Origin of the sequence: Acetobacter senegalensis (assembly GCF_001499615.1) — a bacterium.
GTDB lineage: Bacteria > Pseudomonadota > Alphaproteobacteria > Acetobacterales > Acetobacteraceae > Acetobacter > Acetobacter senegalensis.
Genome location: NZ_LN606600.1, coordinates 3,180,707 through 3,198,144 on the forward strand (window position 1 = coordinate 3,180,707; position 17,438 = coordinate 3,198,144).

General features: G+C 56.7%; 17 protein-coding genes. 8 read left to right on the top strand and 9 right to left on the bottom strand.

Translation table 11 applies throughout. The features are described 5' to 3' along the window. Nucleotides 1-174 precede the first annotated feature (174 nt). The 5 genes from ASN_RS14875 to ASN_RS14895 form a co-directional block, all read right to left on the bottom strand. A complete protein-coding gene (locus tag ASN_RS14875) occupies nucleotides 175-1,140 on the bottom strand; it encodes a quinone oxidoreductase family protein (RefSeq protein ID WP_058988628.1) in 966 nt (321 codons plus the stop codon). 45 nt (nucleotides 1,141-1,185) lie between these two features. Then, nucleotides 1,186-1,587, bottom strand: a complete 402-nt coding sequence (locus ASN_RS14880) for a nuclear transport factor 2 family protein (RefSeq protein WP_058988629.1) — start codon at nucleotides 1,585-1,587, stop codon at nucleotides 1,186-1,188. Nucleotides 1,588-1,628: 41 nt separating this feature from the next. After that, complete coding sequence (locus tag ASN_RS14885; protein ID WP_058988630.1) at nucleotides 1,629-2,369, bottom strand: SDR family NAD(P)-dependent oxidoreductase; 741 nt, start codon at nucleotides 2,367-2,369, stop codon at nucleotides 1,629-1,631. A 91-nt stretch (nucleotides 2,370-2,460) separates the two neighbouring features. Further along, nucleotides 2,461-3,033 carry a TetR/AcrR family transcriptional regulator gene (locus tag ASN_RS14890; RefSeq protein ID WP_082666712.1) on the bottom strand — a complete coding sequence of 191 codons (573 nt, stop codon included), beginning with the start codon at nucleotides 3,031-3,033 and terminating at the stop codon, nucleotides 2,461-2,463. 53 nt (nucleotides 3,034-3,086) lie between these two features. Then, on the bottom strand, nucleotides 3,087-3,719 hold the full coding sequence (locus tag ASN_RS14895) for an FMN-binding negative transcriptional regulator (RefSeq protein WP_058988632.1): 633 nt from the start codon (nucleotides 3,717-3,719) through the stop codon (nucleotides 3,087-3,089). Nucleotides 3,720-3,790: 71 nt separating this feature from the next. Between ASN_RS14895 and pdxR the strand changes: the two genes are divergently transcribed. Further along, the gene (gene pdxR / locus ASN_RS14900; protein WP_058988633.1) at nucleotides 3,791-5,284 is read left to right on the top strand and encodes a MocR-like pyridoxine biosynthesis transcription factor PdxR; all 1,494 of its coding nucleotides are present in this window, start codon (nucleotides 3,791-3,793) and stop codon (nucleotides 5,282-5,284) included. 264 nt (nucleotides 5,285-5,548) lie between these two features. Here the strand turns inward: pdxR and ASN_RS14905 are convergent, their stop codons facing one another. After that, nucleotides 5,549-6,556 carry an aldo/keto reductase gene (locus tag ASN_RS14905; protein ID WP_082666713.1) on the bottom strand — a complete coding sequence of 336 codons (1,008 nt, stop codon included), beginning with the start codon at nucleotides 6,554-6,556 and terminating at the stop codon, nucleotides 5,549-5,551. 217 nt (nucleotides 6,557-6,773) lie between these two features. Then, nucleotides 6,774-7,784 (bottom strand): aldo/keto reductase, encoded by a 1,011-nt coding sequence (locus ASN_RS14910; protein ID WP_058988634.1) that lies wholly within the window; start codon nucleotides 7,782-7,784, stop codon nucleotides 6,774-6,776. A gap of 99 nt (nucleotides 7,785-7,883) precedes the next feature. Here ASN_RS14910 and ASN_RS14915 point away from each other — a divergent pair, with 99 nt between their 5' ends. Both ASN_RS14915 and cas2e read left to right on the top strand, forming a co-directional pair. After that, nucleotides 7,884-8,789 carry a LysR family transcriptional regulator gene (locus ASN_RS14915; protein ID WP_058988635.1) on the top strand — a complete coding sequence of 302 codons (906 nt, stop codon included), beginning with the start codon at nucleotides 7,884-7,886 and terminating at the stop codon, nucleotides 8,787-8,789. A gap of 43 nt (nucleotides 8,790-8,832) precedes the next feature. Then, on the top strand, nucleotides 8,833-9,174 hold the full coding sequence (gene cas2e, locus ASN_RS14920) for a type I-E CRISPR-associated endoribonuclease Cas2e (RefSeq protein ID WP_058988636.1): 342 nt from the start codon (nucleotides 8,833-8,835) through the stop codon (nucleotides 9,172-9,174). 245 nt (nucleotides 9,175-9,419) lie between these two features. Here cas2e and ASN_RS20085 read toward each other — a convergent pair whose 3' ends face one another. Next, nucleotides 9,420-9,674: a GNAT family N-acetyltransferase gene (locus ASN_RS20085; protein WP_197603299.1), complete on the bottom strand. Its 255-nt coding sequence runs from the start codon at nucleotides 9,672-9,674 to the stop codon at nucleotides 9,420-9,422. 618 nt (nucleotides 9,675-10,292) lie between these two features. Here ASN_RS20085 and ASN_RS14935 point away from each other — a divergent pair. Genes ASN_RS14935 through ASN_RS14955 form a run of 5 tightly spaced genes read left to right on the top strand, consistent with a single transcriptional unit; the run spans nucleotide 10,293 to nucleotide 16,809 of the window. Beyond that, the gene (locus ASN_RS14935; RefSeq protein ID WP_039904892.1) at nucleotides 10,293-10,871 is read left to right on the top strand and encodes a TetR/AcrR family transcriptional regulator; all 579 of its coding nucleotides are present in this window, start codon (nucleotides 10,293-10,295) and stop codon (nucleotides 10,869-10,871) included. A 25-nt stretch (nucleotides 10,872-10,896) separates the two neighbouring features. Then, the gene (locus tag ASN_RS14940; RefSeq protein ID WP_231948252.1) at nucleotides 10,897-11,190 is read left to right on the top strand and encodes a DMT family transporter; all 294 of its coding nucleotides are present in this window, start codon (nucleotides 10,897-10,899) and stop codon (nucleotides 11,188-11,190) included. A gap of 33 nt (nucleotides 11,191-11,223) precedes the next feature. Beyond that, complete coding sequence (locus tag ASN_RS14945) at nucleotides 11,224-12,318, top strand: efflux RND transporter periplasmic adaptor subunit (protein WP_231948253.1); 1,095 nt, start codon at nucleotides 11,224-11,226, stop codon at nucleotides 12,316-12,318. After that, nucleotides 12,318-15,356, top strand: a complete 3,039-nt coding sequence (locus tag ASN_RS14950) for an efflux RND transporter permease subunit (protein ID WP_082666714.1) — start codon at nucleotides 12,318-12,320, stop codon at nucleotides 15,354-15,356. Before ASN_RS14945 ends, ASN_RS14950 begins: the two co-directional genes overlap by 1 nt. A gap of 28 nt (nucleotides 15,357-15,384) precedes the next feature. Next, complete coding sequence (locus tag ASN_RS14955) at nucleotides 15,385-16,809, top strand: efflux transporter outer membrane subunit (RefSeq protein WP_231948254.1); 1,425 nt, start codon at nucleotides 15,385-15,387, stop codon at nucleotides 16,807-16,809. A 186-nt stretch (nucleotides 16,810-16,995) separates the two neighbouring features. On the opposite strand, the gene ASN_RS14960 is transcribed toward ASN_RS14955, so the two are convergent. Further along, entirely contained in the window at nucleotides 16,996-17,421 is a 426-nt protein-coding gene (locus tag ASN_RS14960) for a helix-turn-helix domain-containing protein (RefSeq protein WP_058988639.1), read from the bottom strand. Nucleotides 17,422-17,438 lie beyond the last annotated feature (17 nt).

The window sequence follows — 17,438 nt, forward strand, 5'->3', positions numbered from 1 at the left end:
TGACGGTGCGAAATGACGAAGTCGAGAAAGACTCTCGCGTGCTGGGGCGTCTGTTTTCTGCCCAGATACGTTTTCACATTTTCATTTGTGTGGGGATTGATGGTCGAATACGCCTTGTCCCATCCCTTTATTTCCGGGATCGCATAGTTTGCGCGATCCCGGCTTCTCCATTTTTTACGGAATCAGCAGGAGCTTCCCGGTCGTCTTGCGGCTTTCCATGTCGGCATGGGCGCGGGCGGCGTCGGCCAGCGGGTAGGTGCCACCGATGTGAACCTTGAGCCTGCCTTCAATGATCCAGTTGAAGAGCTGCGCCGAATGGGCACGGAGCAGATCCGGCGTATGAACATGGTCCATGAAGACCGCGTAGCCGATCTTGATGCTCTTCGGGATGCTGGTGATCTCGATCGGGCCGGGGCCGCCGAGCACCGGGCCGAACCAGCACAGCGTGCCGGACCGGCGCACAGCATCGAGCGACGCCTTCCACGTCACGGGACCTGTGCCGTCATAGGCGACATGCACGCCTTCGCCGTCAGTCAGGCGCACGACTTCTTCGGCGAAATGGCCACCAGCATCCACGATGACATGATCGGCACCGGCCTGACGCGCGATCTCGACCTTTTCCTGCGAGGACACCCGGCCGATGACCTTGCCGCCCCGGATCTTGATGATCTGCGTCAGCAGCAGGCCGAGCCCGCCCGCTGCCGCGTGGACGAGGGCAAACTCGCCCGGCTGGACGGGGTAGAAATCCGTCGCGAAATGGCTGGCCGTCAGGCCCTGCATCATGACGGATGCGGCTGTCCGGTCGTCAATCGCATCGGGAACGGGCACAAGTGCCGCCGCCGGAACGATGGCGCGACTGGCATAGCTTCCGGGAGAATAAACCCAGGTCACGCGCTCGCCCGGCCGGAAGTCCTCGACACCTTCGCCGACAGACAGGACGCGGCCCGCGCCCTCGACGCCGAGGATCTTCGGATCGGCTTCCGTCCAGAACATCCCGCGCCGGACGCCGGTATCCATGAAGTTCACACCGGCTGCGGCCACATCGACCAGAACCTCGCCGGGACCCGGCACCGGGTCGGGCCTTTCGACCAGTTCGAGAACGTCGGGGCCACCGGGTTCGCGCATGACGATAGCGTGCATGTCAGTCTTCCTTGGAATGGTTAGTCAAAAGGGATATGCGTCAGGTCACGACTGCGACGCCGCAAGCGGCTTCGTGGCGTTCAGGGCCGCGCGGGCGGACTGGCCGTCGCTGTAATCATGCCAGAGCACGATCCGGCCATTGCGGACCTCATAGGTCGCCATGTTGGGGATGGCGGCGGATTCACGACCGGGCAGGGCCAGGTGATGGATCTGTTCGGCCAGTACGATCGCACCGTTGACGGCTTGATGGATCGTCTCGAAACGCACCTGCGCGAACGTCTCGAAGACCCGCTTCCAGACCTGCACGACGTTCTCTTTGCTGCGCACTTCGGGGTCGCCGTGGTTGGAAAACACAATGGCGTCGTCAAAGAATGTCCCGAGCAGGTCCGCATCCCTCTTTTCGAAGGATGCGACGAACTGCCGGACTGTTTCTCCTGCATCTGACATCTGGACTGTCCTTTGCTGGGTATGGTTCCGGTCGGCCGGGATCAGGCGGAGTAACCGCCGTCGATCGTCAGCAGGGAGCCCGTGATGAAGCTGGATTCAGGGCTGGCGAGATAGGCCACGAAGCTCGCGACTTCCGTATCCGACCCCAGGCGGCCGAGCGCCATGCGGGGACGCAGCATGTCGCGCATCGCGTCGTTCTTGATGTTGTCGGTTTCGGTCGGGCCGGGCTCGATCGCGTTGATCGTGATTCCGCGCGGCCCGAGATCGCGGGCAATGGCGCGCGTCATGGAGCTGACGGCCCCCTTGGTCATCGCGTAGGCGAAGGAGCCGGGGAACGCGGTGTAATGCGCGACCACGCTGCTATTGTTGATGATCCGGCCGCCTTCCTTCATGTGCGGGACGGCTGCCTGAATTGCGACGAAGGCGCCGCGCACATTGACGGCGAACATCCTGTCGAAGGTGTCGAGCGTGAACTCGTCCACCGGTCCACCGAGCACGATGCCGGCATTGTTCACCAGAATGTCGAGGCCGCCCAGCTCCGCGACCGTACGCGACACGGCAGCCTTGATTTCATCGGCATTGGTATTGTCCGCCTTGATGGCGAGGGCCTTGCCCCCGGCCGCGGCGACTTCGGATGCAACCTTGTCGGCTTCGGCAGCCGAGGCGGCATAGGTGAAGGCCACGGCCGCGCCGTCTGCCGCGAGGCGACGGACAATGGCCGCGCCGATCCCGCGCGATCCGCCGGTAACAAAAGCAACTTTTCCGGTCAGTGAAAGGCTCATTGGTGGAAACTCCTGGTCGATCTGCTGACTGTTCGCTCATCGTTATGGAACGAATAGTCAAATAAAGAGCAAAAAAGGGAGAGCTTTCTCCCTAGCCAAGACAGCGCAGGGCCATCTGGGCGGTGGCGCGCAGGTCGTCGCGTGTCGCGCCCCCGCGTGCCATGACTTTCAGGCCGATGAACGTCGCATTGATGAACCATGCGGCATCCTTCGGGTCGATCTCCGGCGGGATTTCGCCAAGCTCCTTGCCGCGCTGGATCGTTGCGGCAAAAATGTTCTGCAGGCTCGCGGCCGATGATTTGCCAATGGCGGCCACTTCCCGGTCGCGTCGGCCAAATTCGCATATTGAGCCTACGCCAAGACACATGGTGTCATCCTGAATGCGGGCCGCAAAGCCCAGCAGGGCGGCTTCAATTCCGGCCAGAGGGGAACCGGCCGACTGGAGTGCTGCCGCGAGCTGTCCTACACTGTCAAAACAGTAGTGCTGCAGCGCTTCAAGATACAGCGCATGCTTGTCCCCGAAAGTGTCGTACAGGCTTTGACGGCCGATCCCCATGCTTTTGACGAGTAATGCGGTCGACGTTCCTTCGTACCCGTAGGTCGCGAAGGTCTTCGTTGCTGCGGCTAGGGCCGCATCTCGGTCAAATGCCTTGGGTCTTGCCATGTCCTGACATATCGGTGTTCTGGAACGATATGTCAAGAACGGGAGGCGATGTCTTATTTGCCATCCAGCGGAATCATGCCGGCAACTGCACGATCCAGCGGATCGCTGCTTTCCGCCAGTCCACGGGCGACGCCCGCCCGATCCTCGGCCGAGCGGTTCTGGCTCATCTTGCGCTTGCCCACCAGCCGGGTGATCGGCAGGCGCAGCCCGACGATGCCCTTGAGCTGTCCCTGAATGAAGGAATCCGGCGCATCCGTGACATGCCACGGCGTCTTCTGGTGCGCTTCGTGCCGGTCCGTCAGCCGCGTGACGACATCGAGCAGGCGGCTCGCATCGCTGAAGAACTCCACCGGACCGAATGCCTGCACGGCTTCGTAATCCCAGGTCGGGACGACCTTGTGGTTGACCTGCTTTGAAGGATACCAGCCGGCGCTGACATAGGCGTCCGCGCCCATGAAGATCACCAGCGCCTCGCCCAGCACGGGTTCCTGCCATTGCGGGTTGGGCTTGGCGAGATGTCCATAAATTACCCCGAATTCGCCCTCATCCGGGTCCAGAAACATTGGCAGCGGTGTTGCGATCGGCCCCCTGGCCGTCGCGGTGACAAACTGCGCCAGACGGGCGTTGCGGATGATCGCGCACAGCGTATCAGGGTCGTCTTCTCGAAAAGCGGATGGAACGTACATGGATTACTCCTTGGCTTTTCCAAAAAGTAGCGCGAGACTGGACCATTCTTAACGTCCAGTTCCGATAAATAATGACAGTCCAGTCCGACGATGCCGATCCGAAGCCATCCCGCACAAGGCGGCTGGGCGGGCGGCGGATCTACGAGGCGCTGAAGGCGCAGATCGGGGAGGGGCTGTATCAGCCCGGTGCGGCCATGCCTTCTACCCGCGCGCTTGCGACCGAACTGGGGGTGGCGCGTTCGACCGTGACATCGGCCTACGAGCAGCTTCTGGCCGAGGGATTCCTTGAGAGCCGTCAGGGCGCGCCGACGCGGGTTGCGTCGCTTCTGCCGGTTCCGGCTGAAGGTGCGGGAAGCGTACGTCCCCGGTCCCGGCATCGGCTGTCCGCCTATGGCGAACGGATAAAAATGCTGGCGGACAGGGCCACCCCTGCATCAACCGACCGGGAGCCGGTCATCGACTTCCGCTATGGCGACCTGTCCACGGCGGATTTCCCAACCCTGTTGTGGAAGCGTGCGTTCTTGGCTGCCGCGTCGCATCGGCCCGACCGGCTGACCTATGGCCGTCCGGAAGGCTCGCTACGGCTGCGCACGGCGCTGCAAGCCTATCTGTGGCGTGCGCGCGGCATCCGCTGCGACGCGGAACAGATCATCATCGTCAGCGGCTCGCAACAGGGTCTTGATCTGTGCGCGCGCATTCTGCTTGATCCTGCGGACAGGTTTGTCGTGGAAAATCCCTGCTACCAGATGGCTCGGCAGGCATTCGCGGCGACCGGGGCAGTGCCGGTTGCCGTTTCCGCTCGCGAAGACGGCCTTGATACTGGCCTTTTGGCCCACACGAACGCCCGTCTGGCCTATGTGACGCCTTCCCACCAGTTTCCCCTTGGCGGTGTCATGCGGGTTTCCCGACGCCAGCAGTTGCTCGCATGGGCCAGCGCGACCGGAGCCTATGTGGTGGAAGACGATTACGACGGCGAGTATCGCTACGACATCAAGCCCGTGCCGCCTTTGTATGGCCTTGGGAGCGAAACAGGCCGCGTCATCTATGCCGGGACGGTTTCCAAAACCCTCTCGCCGTCCCTGCGCATTGGCTATCTTATTGTGCCGTCCGGTCTGAAGTCGGTCTTTACCGCTGCCAAGCAGCTTGCAGACCGGCATACGCCAACGGTTGAACAGGACGCCCTCGCATCGCTTCTCGAAAGTGGGCTGTATGAACGGCATATCCGGCGGGTTCGCAGACGCAACGGCGAACGTCGCCGCTGCCTGCTGGATGCTCTGGAACAGGCTTTTGGTGCGCGGATCGCAATCGAGGGCGCGGATGCCGGGCTGCATATCGTGGTCTGGCTGTGCGACCTGCCCGCGACAGTGGAAGCCGAACTGGTGGCGCGCGGCGGCCAGAAGGGGATCGGCCTTTATCCGGTGTCGCCGCTTTATGATCCCGCGCGGCCGGAAGACGCCCCGGCCTGTGCGGGGCTGGTCATGGGATATGCAGCGCTGGACGTCCACCAGATCAGGCTGGGTGTCGGGATGTTGGCCGAGGTAGTCAGCCTCCTGCTTCTACGCTGAAAATGGTGAAGCGTCTTTCGTCGAGATCGCGATTTCCATCAGCAAGGCTCTTGGCTTTGAGGGGCCGCCGCCGCCTTAATGAACTTGCAACAGACAGGCGGCAGTCGCCTCATGACGGACACGGGAAGCACTATGCTAAATTCTGAAAACCGGACGTAAGTGTCTGTATCTGCCAATCTGAAAAAAGCTGAAGAGCGTCGCCTGTGAGGGTAGTAAAGGAGAGAGCCGGGCGGCCCGGATATCTGCACCGGCTCTATCTTACTCTTAACTCTCCCCCAACCCCGGTTTCTTGCTATCGAGTACCGCCATCTGTTTCGGATCGTAACGTGCCCCGGCCGCAGCCCCTTTGGGAACAGCCTGCTCGATAGCCGCCAGATCGTCGGGCATCAGTGCAAGATCAAGCGCACCCAGCGCCTCGGAGAGCCTGTCACGCCGGCGGGCTCCTACAAGTGGGACAATATCGTCACCCTGTGCGGCTACCCAGGCAATTGCCAACTGAGCCACGCTCGCGCCCTTGGATGCTGCAATTTCGCGCAATGTCTCCACAAGAGCCAGATTGCGCTCGACATTGCCTTCCTGAAAGCGGGGACTACGAACCCGAAAATCCCCTGGTCCCTTCGCCCCTTGCCAGTGCCCACTGATCAGACCTCGCGCGAGCACGCCATAGGCTGTTATGCCGATGCCGAGTTCACGGCAGGCAGGAAGAATTTTGTCCTCAATGCCACGCGAAATCAGCGAATATTCAATCTGAAGGTCGCTGATCGGATGGACGGAAGCCGCGCGCCGGATGGTTTCCGGGCCAACTTCCGAAAGACCGATATGTCGGACATAACCAGCCTGAACCATCTCGGCGACGGCACCAATCGTCTCTTCAACAGGCACTGCCGGGTCCAGCCGTGCAGGCCGGTAGATATCGACATGATCCAGCCCGAGCCGTTGCAGGGTATAAGCCAGGAAGTTCTTCATGGCGGCAGGCCGTGCATCGTAGGAACCCCAGTTGCCACCTGGGTCGCGCATCGCACCAAACTTGACGCTGACGAGGAATTTGTCGCGAGGAATATCCTTGATTGCCTCACCGATCAGCATCTCGTTATGGCCCATGCCGTAGAAATCGCCGGTGTCGAGAAGTGTGATCCCAGCGTCCAGCGCGGCATGGATGGTAGCGATGCTTTCTTTCCGATCAGCCGGACCATACATGCCGGACATGCTCATACACCCAAGACCGATTTCGGATACCTGAGGGCCGCTCTTACCAAGTTGCCGCAATTTCATACTTAAGAAAAATCCCTGTTTCCTGAAGCAGAACTCTATTACACAGGCTCTCTTTCGATAACCTCTCTTCCGTGCAGCTTTTCGTCCCTTGGAACGGAACGAACTTTCCGTTTGATGGAACAAGCGGGCAGGCGATAGTCGCCTTGCTGACATCCCATATGCCCACCTGCCTGTCAGTTAGGCACGCATGAGTGTGATGGCTGGACGAACCGCCGTGTCAGCTTATAGCCGCTGGCACGTTTGTCCCTTTGCCCTCCGGAAGAAAAGGTCTGATTTCTTCTATCTCTGCCGCGTTCAGATGAATCTGCGCTGCCTTGAGCAGGTCATCCACCTGCCTTGGATGACGTGCGCCCAGAATGGCTCCGGTGATTTCCGGTCTGCGTAGAACCCACGCAATGGCAATTGCAGCCGGTGTGACCTGATGGGAAATCCCGATCCTGCGGAATACTTCCACGAGAGCAAGGCACTCGGACAGGCGCGGTTCCTGAAAGTCGGGACTGCGTGTCTTGCGCCAGTCATCTTCTGGCAAATTGTGGATACGGTCACGGTTCATGCTGCCACTCAGCAGTCCCGACTGAAGGACAGAATAAGGAATAACGCCGATCGCCTTTTCCTGACAGAAAGGCAAAATCTCTTGTTCCACATCTCGCATGAGCGCGGAATAGGGTGGCTGAAGCGAGGCGATGGACGTGACGGCCAGCGCGCGTTCCAGTTGTGAGACATTGAAGTTCGATACCCCGATGGCCCGGATTTTTCCGGATATCTTGAGGCGATCAAGGGCGTGTAAAGCCTTTTCCAGCCCTTCATCCGGGCCACCGGGCGGAAAAGAGGGCCAGTGGATCTGGTAGAGATTAATGACGTCCGTCCCAAGACGCCTCAAACTGCTTTCGACTTCCCGAGCCAGGGACGCCGGATCAAGCGAGTGTGTAATTTCCCGGCTCTGCTCATCCCACACCAGACTGCCTTTGGTAAAAACCAGCGGTCGACGGGACGGCGGGATGCGGCGGAGCAACAGGCCGACTACCGCTTCAGCATGACCGAGGCCATAGACGGCGGCCGTGTCAATCCAGTTTACACCCTGGTCAATGGCATATTCCAATGTGGCCAGACTATCGGAATCATCCTGTGCGCCCCAGCCAAACTCCCAACCAGGACCGGCAATGGCCCAGGTGCCGAGCCCTATGGTTGAAATGGCGAGATCTGATGCCCCGAGCTGATGCCGTTTCATGAAATGCGCTCCCTACTTTGTCAGGAGGGAATTATGAAGAGTGCCTTTCAGGGCGATAAGAGCTTGATTTGTTCATGTGTTACTGAATACAGCTCATGAATGAATCCTTCTTTTCATGAGCTTGAAATATTTTCCACCGTTGCCCGGCACAGGAGCTTTCGGAAGGCTGCAGAAGAACGAGGTGTCTCTCCCTCCGCCTTAAGCCATGCCTTACGGGCGCTGGAGGAAAAACTGGGGGTCCGTCTGCTCAACCGCACGACCCGAAGCGTCCTGCCAACCGAAGCAGGAGCGCGGTTGCTTCAGACCCTTGAACCGGCGTTCCAAGATGTCAGTCTCGCCCTGCAAGATCTGAGGGCCATGCAGGACACACCAATGGGGTCCCTGCGGATCAATATGCCCCGGCCAGCTGCCCGTCTCTTGGCTGATCGTATGGCCCGCTTCGTTCTTCAATATCCAAGGGTCAGTTTGGAAGTCGTGACGGAAGAGCGGCTGATCGACATCGTTGCTGAAGGCTTCGATGCCGGTATCCGGTTTGGTGAAAGCGTAGCAGCAGACATGGTATCTGTTCCTGTCGGTGCGTCACAACGCTTCGCCGTCGTCGCATCACCGGAGTATCTCTCCATTCATGGGGTACCTGAGAAACTCCACGATCTGATGCGTCATGCCTGTATCGGTCGTCGCTTCCCCAGTGGACGGCGTTATGACTGGGAATTTGAAAATGCAGAGACCCTGTTCACTGTCGCTGTCAGCGGTCCTCTCGTACTCGACGATGACGACAGCATGATCAGGGCGGCCATTCTTGGGGTTGGCTGCACGTATGTTTATGAAGCCCTTGTCCAGCAAGACATCGGGCAAAAGCGACTACAGCCGATCCTCCGGAACTGGATGCCCAGAGCAGAACCCTTCTGTCTGTATTATCCCAGCCGCAGACAAATGCCCCTGCCTTTACGTGTTTTCATCGATTTCCTGAAAGGCCGGGAAGCTGCAACGCAGCTGCAGGAGTAATTCCTCAGATTCTGGATGTCCGTCTCTCTGCATTTTCTAGGTGATGCTGGTCATCGTGGTTGAAAATGCGCCTCCGCGGTTACGCGGGCGGCTGGCTGTGTGGCTTCTGGAAGTGCGAGCCGGTGTCTATATTGGCAGTTACGGGCGGCGAGTGCGGGAAATGATATGGGGGCAAGTTTGTGCCTATATTGAAGACGGCAATGCTGTGATCGCCTGGGCTGCTCCAAATGACGCCGGGTTTGAATTTGATACTTGCGGAAGGAACCGTCGGGTGCCGGTGGATCTTGACGGCTTGCGGTTGGTTGCCTTTGGCTGTGAAGCCGCTCTTCCGATGCAACCAGGGCCTGCAGCAATGACCCTTCCAAGGCGACGTGGAAGGGGATAAAAACAGTCATAAGGCTGGTAGATTCTTTGACATAAAAATAATGCTTTAAGATCAAGTGGTTCCACAAAGAGTGTTCCCCGCACACGCGGGGATGAACCGTATGAAGACGATGTGAAGGCGTTGCATGCGCGGTGTTCCCCGCACACGCGCGGGGATGAACGTCTATCCCTCATCCTCCGAACTGTCATAGTAATGCCAGTTCCTCATCTCCCTGTTCCGATCATCGCAGACGATCCGTTCGTTGCTCATGGCGAGCAAGGACGTTCGGGCAGTACCTTGACCACATAAACTCGTCGAAGGTCGTTTTCCTCGGCGCGATGCGTCTCAGCATACCCGATGCGCTGATAGAGGGAGAGGTTTTCAGTTATGGCTTCATTGGTATAGAGCTTGATGTGACTGAAACCAGCCTTGGAGGCGGTGTTTTCCGCAAACTCCAGCAGTCTTCTCCCTATACCCAATCTCTGCGCAGCGGGGGCGACCGCCACGTTGTCGAGAAGCATGGCATCGGTCTCCGGGATCAGCCGTGAACCGTTTCATCATGAAGGGCAACGTGTACGCGCCCGCTGCGGACCAAGGAAGCATAATTGTCCAGCATCGGACCCGGTTTGCGGCCAATGCGAAAGACGTAGTGACTATAGGCATGCCGCCCGATGAATGTCTTGATATCGGAATGGTTTTTGGGCGTGGCGAGGCGGATTTCATGTGCCTTAAATTATGAATTACTCCTTATAGCCCATTGACGTTTGATGGTGGGATTGAAAGCCATAAGCATTATGGCAACTGGATTTCGTGGATACGAGATGTGCCTTGGGGCCAGTCTCATCTGGTTTTTTTCAGCTGAAGGTTGGGGAGTGGCCTTCTTGCCGGGTAACGCAGGTTATGGTCTGTGCGGTGCAGCAGAGAAGACGACGGAGGCCAAAATCGACTGTCAGTTCACCACCAATCTAATGGGGGCCTCCGTCATTTCATGACACATTTACGTGCCAGTTCCGGTTCATAGGCGGATTTTTTCTGAATGCGGGGCCGCGTTGCCGCATTCAGTAGCTGAAATTTGCCTGCGCATAGTGCGTTGCTGCTTTTCTCTTGAAAACATACCGTCTGGACGGTATGTAACTTTCATGACTATGAAACCAAAACGTGCGAACAAACCCGATGTGGTAAAAAATGACCTGCTCAACGCAGCGGGGCAGATACTTGTCACAAACGGCATTCAGGCGTTTACGCTGGAACTGGTGGCCAAAGAGGCCAATGTCAGCAAAGGCGGTTTGCTGCACCATTTCCCCAACAAAAAAGCCTTGTTGGATGGTCTTTTCAAGCGTGAAATGGACCTGTTCAAGCACGAAATTATTGCTTCAATGGAGAAAGACCCGGTCGAATTCGGTCGGGCCGCACGGGCTTATATCGGGCTTAATCAGGATGGCGCTAAAGAGACGCCCGTCATCATTCGCCATCTGTTGGCTGCCATGTTGATAGACCCACAACTCAGTCAGGAATGGATACAGCATTACTGGCGCGTTATCCGATCGGTAGGGTTGTTTGAGACCATGACGCCAGCTTTGCTGCTTGCCTGCATGGCGGCTGATGGCCTTTCTCTGTGGGATATTCTTGAAGCAGATATTCTGGATCAGAAAACCCGAGACGGTCTCCATGGTCTGATGGAGCAGTTGACGCATGAATCCGGGGTGCTGCGTTTATAAAATGCTCGGCTATTTCTACATTTTCATGACGGTTGTCTCAGAGGTTGTTGCAACGGCAGCCCAGAAGGAAACTCTGGATTTCACCAGAATTCTTCCGACTATTATCATGGTTGCAGGGTACGTCTCGTCCTTTGTCTTTCTTGCTCTGTCTCTTCGCCTGGTTCCTATGGGCATTGTCTATGCAGGCTCGGCCGGTCTTTCCATCGTTCTGGCCAATCTTGCTGGCTGGATCTACTTCCGTGACCAGCTTGGTGGACATCAGGCCGCGGGCATTGTTCTTATTCTTTTAGGAATTTCGATTATCGCGGCACCGCCGTGAAGAATACAGTTCCAGTTTTTTTCGGAAATTATCATGTCTTGTCGAACCCGTTCAGACGTCCTGAAAAGGGTGCTGCCCTTAATTGCGGCTTCATGCCTGCTGGGGTGTAAGCCTGCACCTTCTTCCATGCGGCGCGCGTCTCTTCCTGCCGTGCAAGCTCTGACGGTGCAGGATGCATCGTCAGAGAAGTCCGTTTTTGTTGGAACATATGGAACAAGCAGAAGTATCCCCCTTGCTCCGACACAAGCCGGACGCATCACAGCGATCTCTGTCGTAAGTGGCCAATATGTTCATCGTGGAGACATACTGGCTGCGTTAGAAGACAGGCTTCTGCTGGAGATGGAAGAGCAGGCTGAAGGGGAGGTTGACGCTGCCCGAGCCGAAGTAAAACAGGCAGCGGCAACGTATAAAAGGAGTCAGGGGCTGGACACCATTGGTGGCTTGTCTTCTGGCGTTGTTGAAGAGCGTGCGCATTCATGGCAGGTCGCTCAGGGAAAATACAAATCCGCGCGCGCAGCGTTGACGCAGGCTCAGATTCAAGTGGCTGAAGCCAAAATTCGCGCTCCAGAAGATGGACGGATTATCAGCGTCACGGGCGTTCCTGGTCGTCTTGTTGGCGCGGGGAGTGAGATTATACGCCTGTCCGCCGGAGAGCCTGAAGTGCATTTCAAGGTTCCATCATCCTCCTCATGGACTGTAGGGGATAGGGCAGATGTTGGCGTATCTGTAAGCCAAAATAGTCAGTCTGTGCATGCTGTTATCAAGGAAATCGGCGCGGTTGATGACAGCAGCCAGATGCAGGACGTGAAACTGAAGCTGGACCATTCGCTCCCCCTGGCCGTCGATAGCCTCGTCACCATTGTGCTTGTACCGCATGAGGTATCTCATGCGGTGCGCGTGCCGCTGACTGCTTTGATTTCAGAAGATCAGGATCATGCACATCTCTGGGGGCTGACAGAGGAGCAGGAACCACATCTTGTGCTGCGGCGTGTCCAGATTGTCGGGTTAAGGGGCGCGGACGCACTTGTTGAAGGGCTGACTGCCGGTGAGAGGATCGTCACCAATAACGACGGGTCGTTTAAGTCGGATGAGCCTGTTCATGTTGTCAGTCAGGCGAGTGAAGGCTGATGATGGAGCGTTTCAACGTTTCACGCTGGGCCGTTGGTCACCCGGCGCTGGTCAGCTTCATGATGGCCTGTCTTTTTCTTGCTGGTGGATATGCTTTTTTCCATCTGGGGCGTGCGGAAGATCCGGCTTTTACGCTGAAGAATATGGTTGTTTCTGCGCAATGGCCGGGCGCAAGTGCGCAGCAGATGCAAAAGCAGGTTGCAGAGCCACTTGAACAGGGGCTTCGCGATGTTGAAGCAATAGACATCCTTAGCACTTATTGTGTTTCAGAGGCGTGTGTGACGCAGGTGTTTCTCAAGGATGATGAACGAAAGGACCGTGTTCCGGTTATCTGGCAGCAGGTCCGTAACAAGCTCTCTGATCTTGCTCCCACGCTTCCGTCCGGCGTGGCACTTGCTGCCAATGATGATTATGCGGATGTCTATGGGTATGTGTTCGCCCTGACTGGCGATGAGAATGCTGACCTTATAAAAAATGCGGAATATTTGAAGAAGATTTTTCAGACTATTCATGGTGTGGGGAAAGTCCAGATCAGTGGGGAAGTCCCCCGGCAGATCACCGTCGATATTGATCCGCAACAGAGCGCTGCCAGAGGGATAAGTCTTGATCAGGTTGCCAAGGCGCTTCAGAGCAGATCGGCTCTGGCGTCTGGCGGTTCCGTCAACTTTAAAACTGTTGTGCCTCTAAATGTGTCCGGTGCGCTTGACGGCGTTCGGTCTGTTGAAAATACGCCGATAGCTGGGCGATCCGGCATTGTGCGCGTGCGAGATATTGCTCAGGTCAATCGTGACTACGCAGATCCTGCGCCTTCACTGATCCGTTATGGCGGCAAGCCTGCCGTTGTCATAGCTGTAGCAATGGCTGATGGCGCAGATGGTCTTACGCTGGGCAAAACGCTTCAGAAGGTAGCAGCTTCGGCTGAGCTTCCCGCAGGCATGATGCTGACACAGGTAGAAGACCAAAGCAGCGTGATCCGGGAAGCGGTGAATACATTCCTGATCAAGTTTGTCGTGGCTTTGAGTGTTGTTCTTCTGGTTGCATTTGTCAGTCTGGGTTGGAAAGCGGGGATTATCGTAGCCTGCTCTGTGCCGCTGACCCTTTCCGGGGTCAGTCTCTATATGGGCATGGACCATATCGGGCTGGACCGGATTTCTCTTGGCGCTCTCATCCTCTCGCTCGGGCTTTTGGTGGATGATGCCATCATCAGTATTGAAGCCATGGTCGTGCAACTGGAACAGGGGCGCAGTCGGGAGGAGGCAGCCTCTTTTGCGTGGAGCCACACCGCGTTCCCCATGCTGACGGGCACGGTGCTGACAGTGATCAGCTTTCTGCCGGTTGGTCTGGCTCAGTCAACAACGGGTGAATATGCGGGCGAGATTTTCTGGGTCAGTGGGGCCGCCTTGCTTTTTAGCTGGATTGTTGCCGTAGTTTTCATCCCGTTTCTGGGTGTTCATCTCCTGCCCGAACCCAAAAGCCATATGCCGGTATCCTATGAGCGTCGCGTCAGGACAATGCTACGCCTTATCCTGGGTACCAGCCTACGATACAAGAAAGCGGTGGCGGGCGGGACTATAGCGCTACTGTTCCTGGCGTGTGGTGGTTTCCTATTGGTGGACCAGCAGTTTTTCCCTCAGTCAGATCGCCCGGAAGTGATCGTGGATGTTGCCATGCCACCGGGCACGGCTTTGGAGGAAACCAGCGGCGCTGTTCGCATTCTGGAAAGGCGTCTCACGGGAAGCACATCGTTGCGCCACATGGAAGCGCATATTGGTGATGGTGCACCACGTTTTTATCTTCCCTATGCACCCGCCACGCCGAGTGTGACACACGCGACGCTTCTTCTGGTCGCGCAAAGCCTTGAGGCACGAGAAGACCTCATTCGGCAGATTGAAGCGATGTCTCTCCCCGTAGGCGTACATTTGCATGTCCAGCGTCTGTCTTTGGGGCCGACGGCGGATTTTCCGGTACAGTATCGCATCTTAGGGCCAGATCCTGAAACGTTGAGGGCCATCTCGCATGAGGTCGATGAAATCCTGCGTGGCACTGAAGGCGCGGTCTCAGTGCAGGCGGATTGGGGCAACCGGACACCAAGCCTGACACTTGACGCCGACCCGGAGAAACTGGCGTATTTTCAGACAGACCGCGTCAGTGTCGCAGCACAGCTCCAGGCCGCCATTTCAGGAGAAGTTGCGGGAGATATTCCCGACGGACACCATCATATTGCGGTCATGGTGCGCGCACCGCGCCCTGTGCGCTCTGATCCTGGCCAGTGGAAGAGCCTCCCTATCACGACGGGAGCATCTGTCGTGCCGCTTGGTCAGCTTGGTGCCATACGGGTGACAACCGACTTTCCTATCCTCTGGCAGAGAAATGGCGAACTCTGCATGACCGTTCAGTCCGGCGTTGCAACGGGCGTGCAGCCCGCCACAGTGGTGCAGCGTTCGGCTGCTGCAATAGAGAGGCTGCGGAGCAAACTTCCCGCGGGATACAGAATTGAAACGGGCGGAGACGTGGAGCTTTCCTCAACGGCAGATGATGCGATTTTCGCTTTTCTGCCGTTGACCGGGGGATTGATGCTTCTGGTCCTGATGATCCAGTTGCAAAGCTTTAGCCGCTCTCTGCTTGTGCTGTTCTCGGCGCCTCTCGGTCTTATCGGGATGGTGTCCGGCCTGCTGGTGACAGGTGCGCCTTTTGGCTTTGTCGCCTTGCTTGGGCTTATCGCGCTTGCTGGCATGATCATGCGTAACACGATCCTGCTGGTTGATCAGATCCAGTTCAATCACGGAAATAGCGTGCCGCTGCATGACGCCATTATTGAAGCGACGTTAACGCGGGCTCGTCCTGTCTGCCTGACCGCCGTTGCTGCGGTTCTGGCGTTCATTCCCTTGAGCTTCAATGTGTTCTGGGGGCCTATGGCCATTGTCATGATTGGCGGTCTTGTGGGGGGGACAGTGCTGACATTGATTGCTGTGCCAGCATTTTACGCTCTTTTGTTTGACCGTAATGCGCCCGTTCAGAAAGCACCTGCCCATGTCTGAAAAGTTTTTTTTCATCTGCAGGCGGGGCATGATCCTGTTCGCTGTGTTGTTCGCCATGGTGGGGTGTGCCATGGGGCCGGATTTCGTGCGGCCTAAGCCGATATTGCCGGATCATTGGCAAAATGCTGATACCGTGGCGCGCTCTCAGCCGTCCTCTGCGCTGTGGTGGGGCATTTTTAACGATCCCGTGCTGAATAGTCTGATGCGCCGTGCAGAAACTGGAAACCTTGATATGGTGCTGGCACGTGAGAGGATCAGAGCCGCCAGAATTCAACGTCGCGCGGCATCGGCTGAAAGCCTTCCGTCATTGAACGGGCAGGCGGCCTATACACATGAACGCCTTGCTACAGCGGGTGTAGGGCAGGTTCTGCAGCCGCTTCTGGGATTGTCTCCAGGAATGCAAGGGCAGGAACCAGAAGGCGTTTCCTATACTAATTACAGTATTGGCGCGGTTGCCTCATGGGAGCTTGATCTATGGGGGCGGCAGCGCCGCCTTCAGGAGGCAGCAAAGGCAGAATTTTCTGCCGTGCAAGCCGATATGGATGCCATGCATCTCTCGACACAGGCAGAAATCGCCCGAACCTATTTCCAGTGGCTTTGGGTTTCCGATCGTCTCAATCAGGCTGAAAAAAAGCTGGAGAGAGCGGAAAACATTCTGCGTATTGATCAGGCTGTTCATGCACATGGTCTGCTGGCGAGTGTTGATCTGGGCAGTCAACAGGCGCTCTCTCATGAAGCTCAGGGGGAAAAAGAAGAATTGGCCCTGAAGCAGGCGTCGCTGCATCGGGCTCTGGCTGTTCTTACCACAGGGCGACCGGATGCCGAGATACCTGAACTGGCAAAGCCCGCAAATCTTTTGGATGTGAAAATTCCGAAGATCGCTCTAGGGATTCCCTCTGATATCGCCAGAAACCGTCCGGATATCCGGGCAGCAGAAGCGCGTCTTCATGCCGCGACAGCCACGATTGGCATGGCGCAGGCTGATTTCTATCCGCAGATTACTTTGACAGGTCAGATCAGCCTTGATGCCCTCACAGTTGCGGAATTGGGGTGGAACGCACGGAATACCTCCTTTGGCCCCACTCTTTCGCTTCCGATCTTTAATGGTGGCCGTCTGTCGCGCCAACTGGAACTTCGTCGTTCGGAGCAGAGAAGCGCAGGCCTATTCTACCAAAATGTAGTCTTGAACGCGTGGATTGAAATTGAAAACCTTCTTTCTTATGAAAAATTTTTCCTGTCTCGATATCAAAGTCAGCTTTCTCTTCTGAAGACTGGACAAGCACGGATTGACGCTCTCGGGAAACAGTATCAGCGTGGTGACATTTCACAAAGAGAACTACTGCAGGCATCGCTTTTAGAAAATGCAGGCGAAGCAAACCTTGCAGATACTTATGTTGCGTTCCTTATCAATGCGGTTAACCTGAATACGGCATTAGGGAAAAATTATCTGTGATAAGCCGGTTCTAGAAAATTTCCGAAAATTAGATATTCGCTTCTGGTGATCTAAATCAGAAAGAATACATTCGGTTCATTCCGCATAGAGACCGGAGTGCTTGCGCTGTTTGCTCGCAGAGACGATGGTCGAAGCAGATGCAGGGGAAGGGCTCCGACTACACCGCGCTTTGAACGAATCTCGCAGTTAGGTTTTCGAGGTCAGTTCGAAGTGCATGTCAGGTTCCTTCGATAAGAGGCCCTCGGCCGTTGGATCGTGATGACGGAAAGGGCATCGGTTGCTAGCTGGCGGAAGTCCGGTGGTAGTCCGGCAATACTGACGAAAATTGGTCGTCGCGCCAAAGCCGTAGCTCGGCGTAATTTCATCGATAGAAAAGTTTGTTTCCTCCAGTAAATCGCGAGCGCAGGCAATGGGCTGCTGCGTGAGCCACTCAGATGGTGCAAGCCCTGCCGCGTCTTGAATATGGCGATGAAGCGCTCGGACTCTGATATGCGCGATTTCGGCCATGTGCTCAATGGTCCACTTTTCGTCGATCCTTTTCTGAATTTTCCTTAAAGCGGGCTTGGTAAAAGGCAATGGATTGACGGGATCCGGCCTGGCTTGTGGTTTCACAATCCCATGATAGCGTA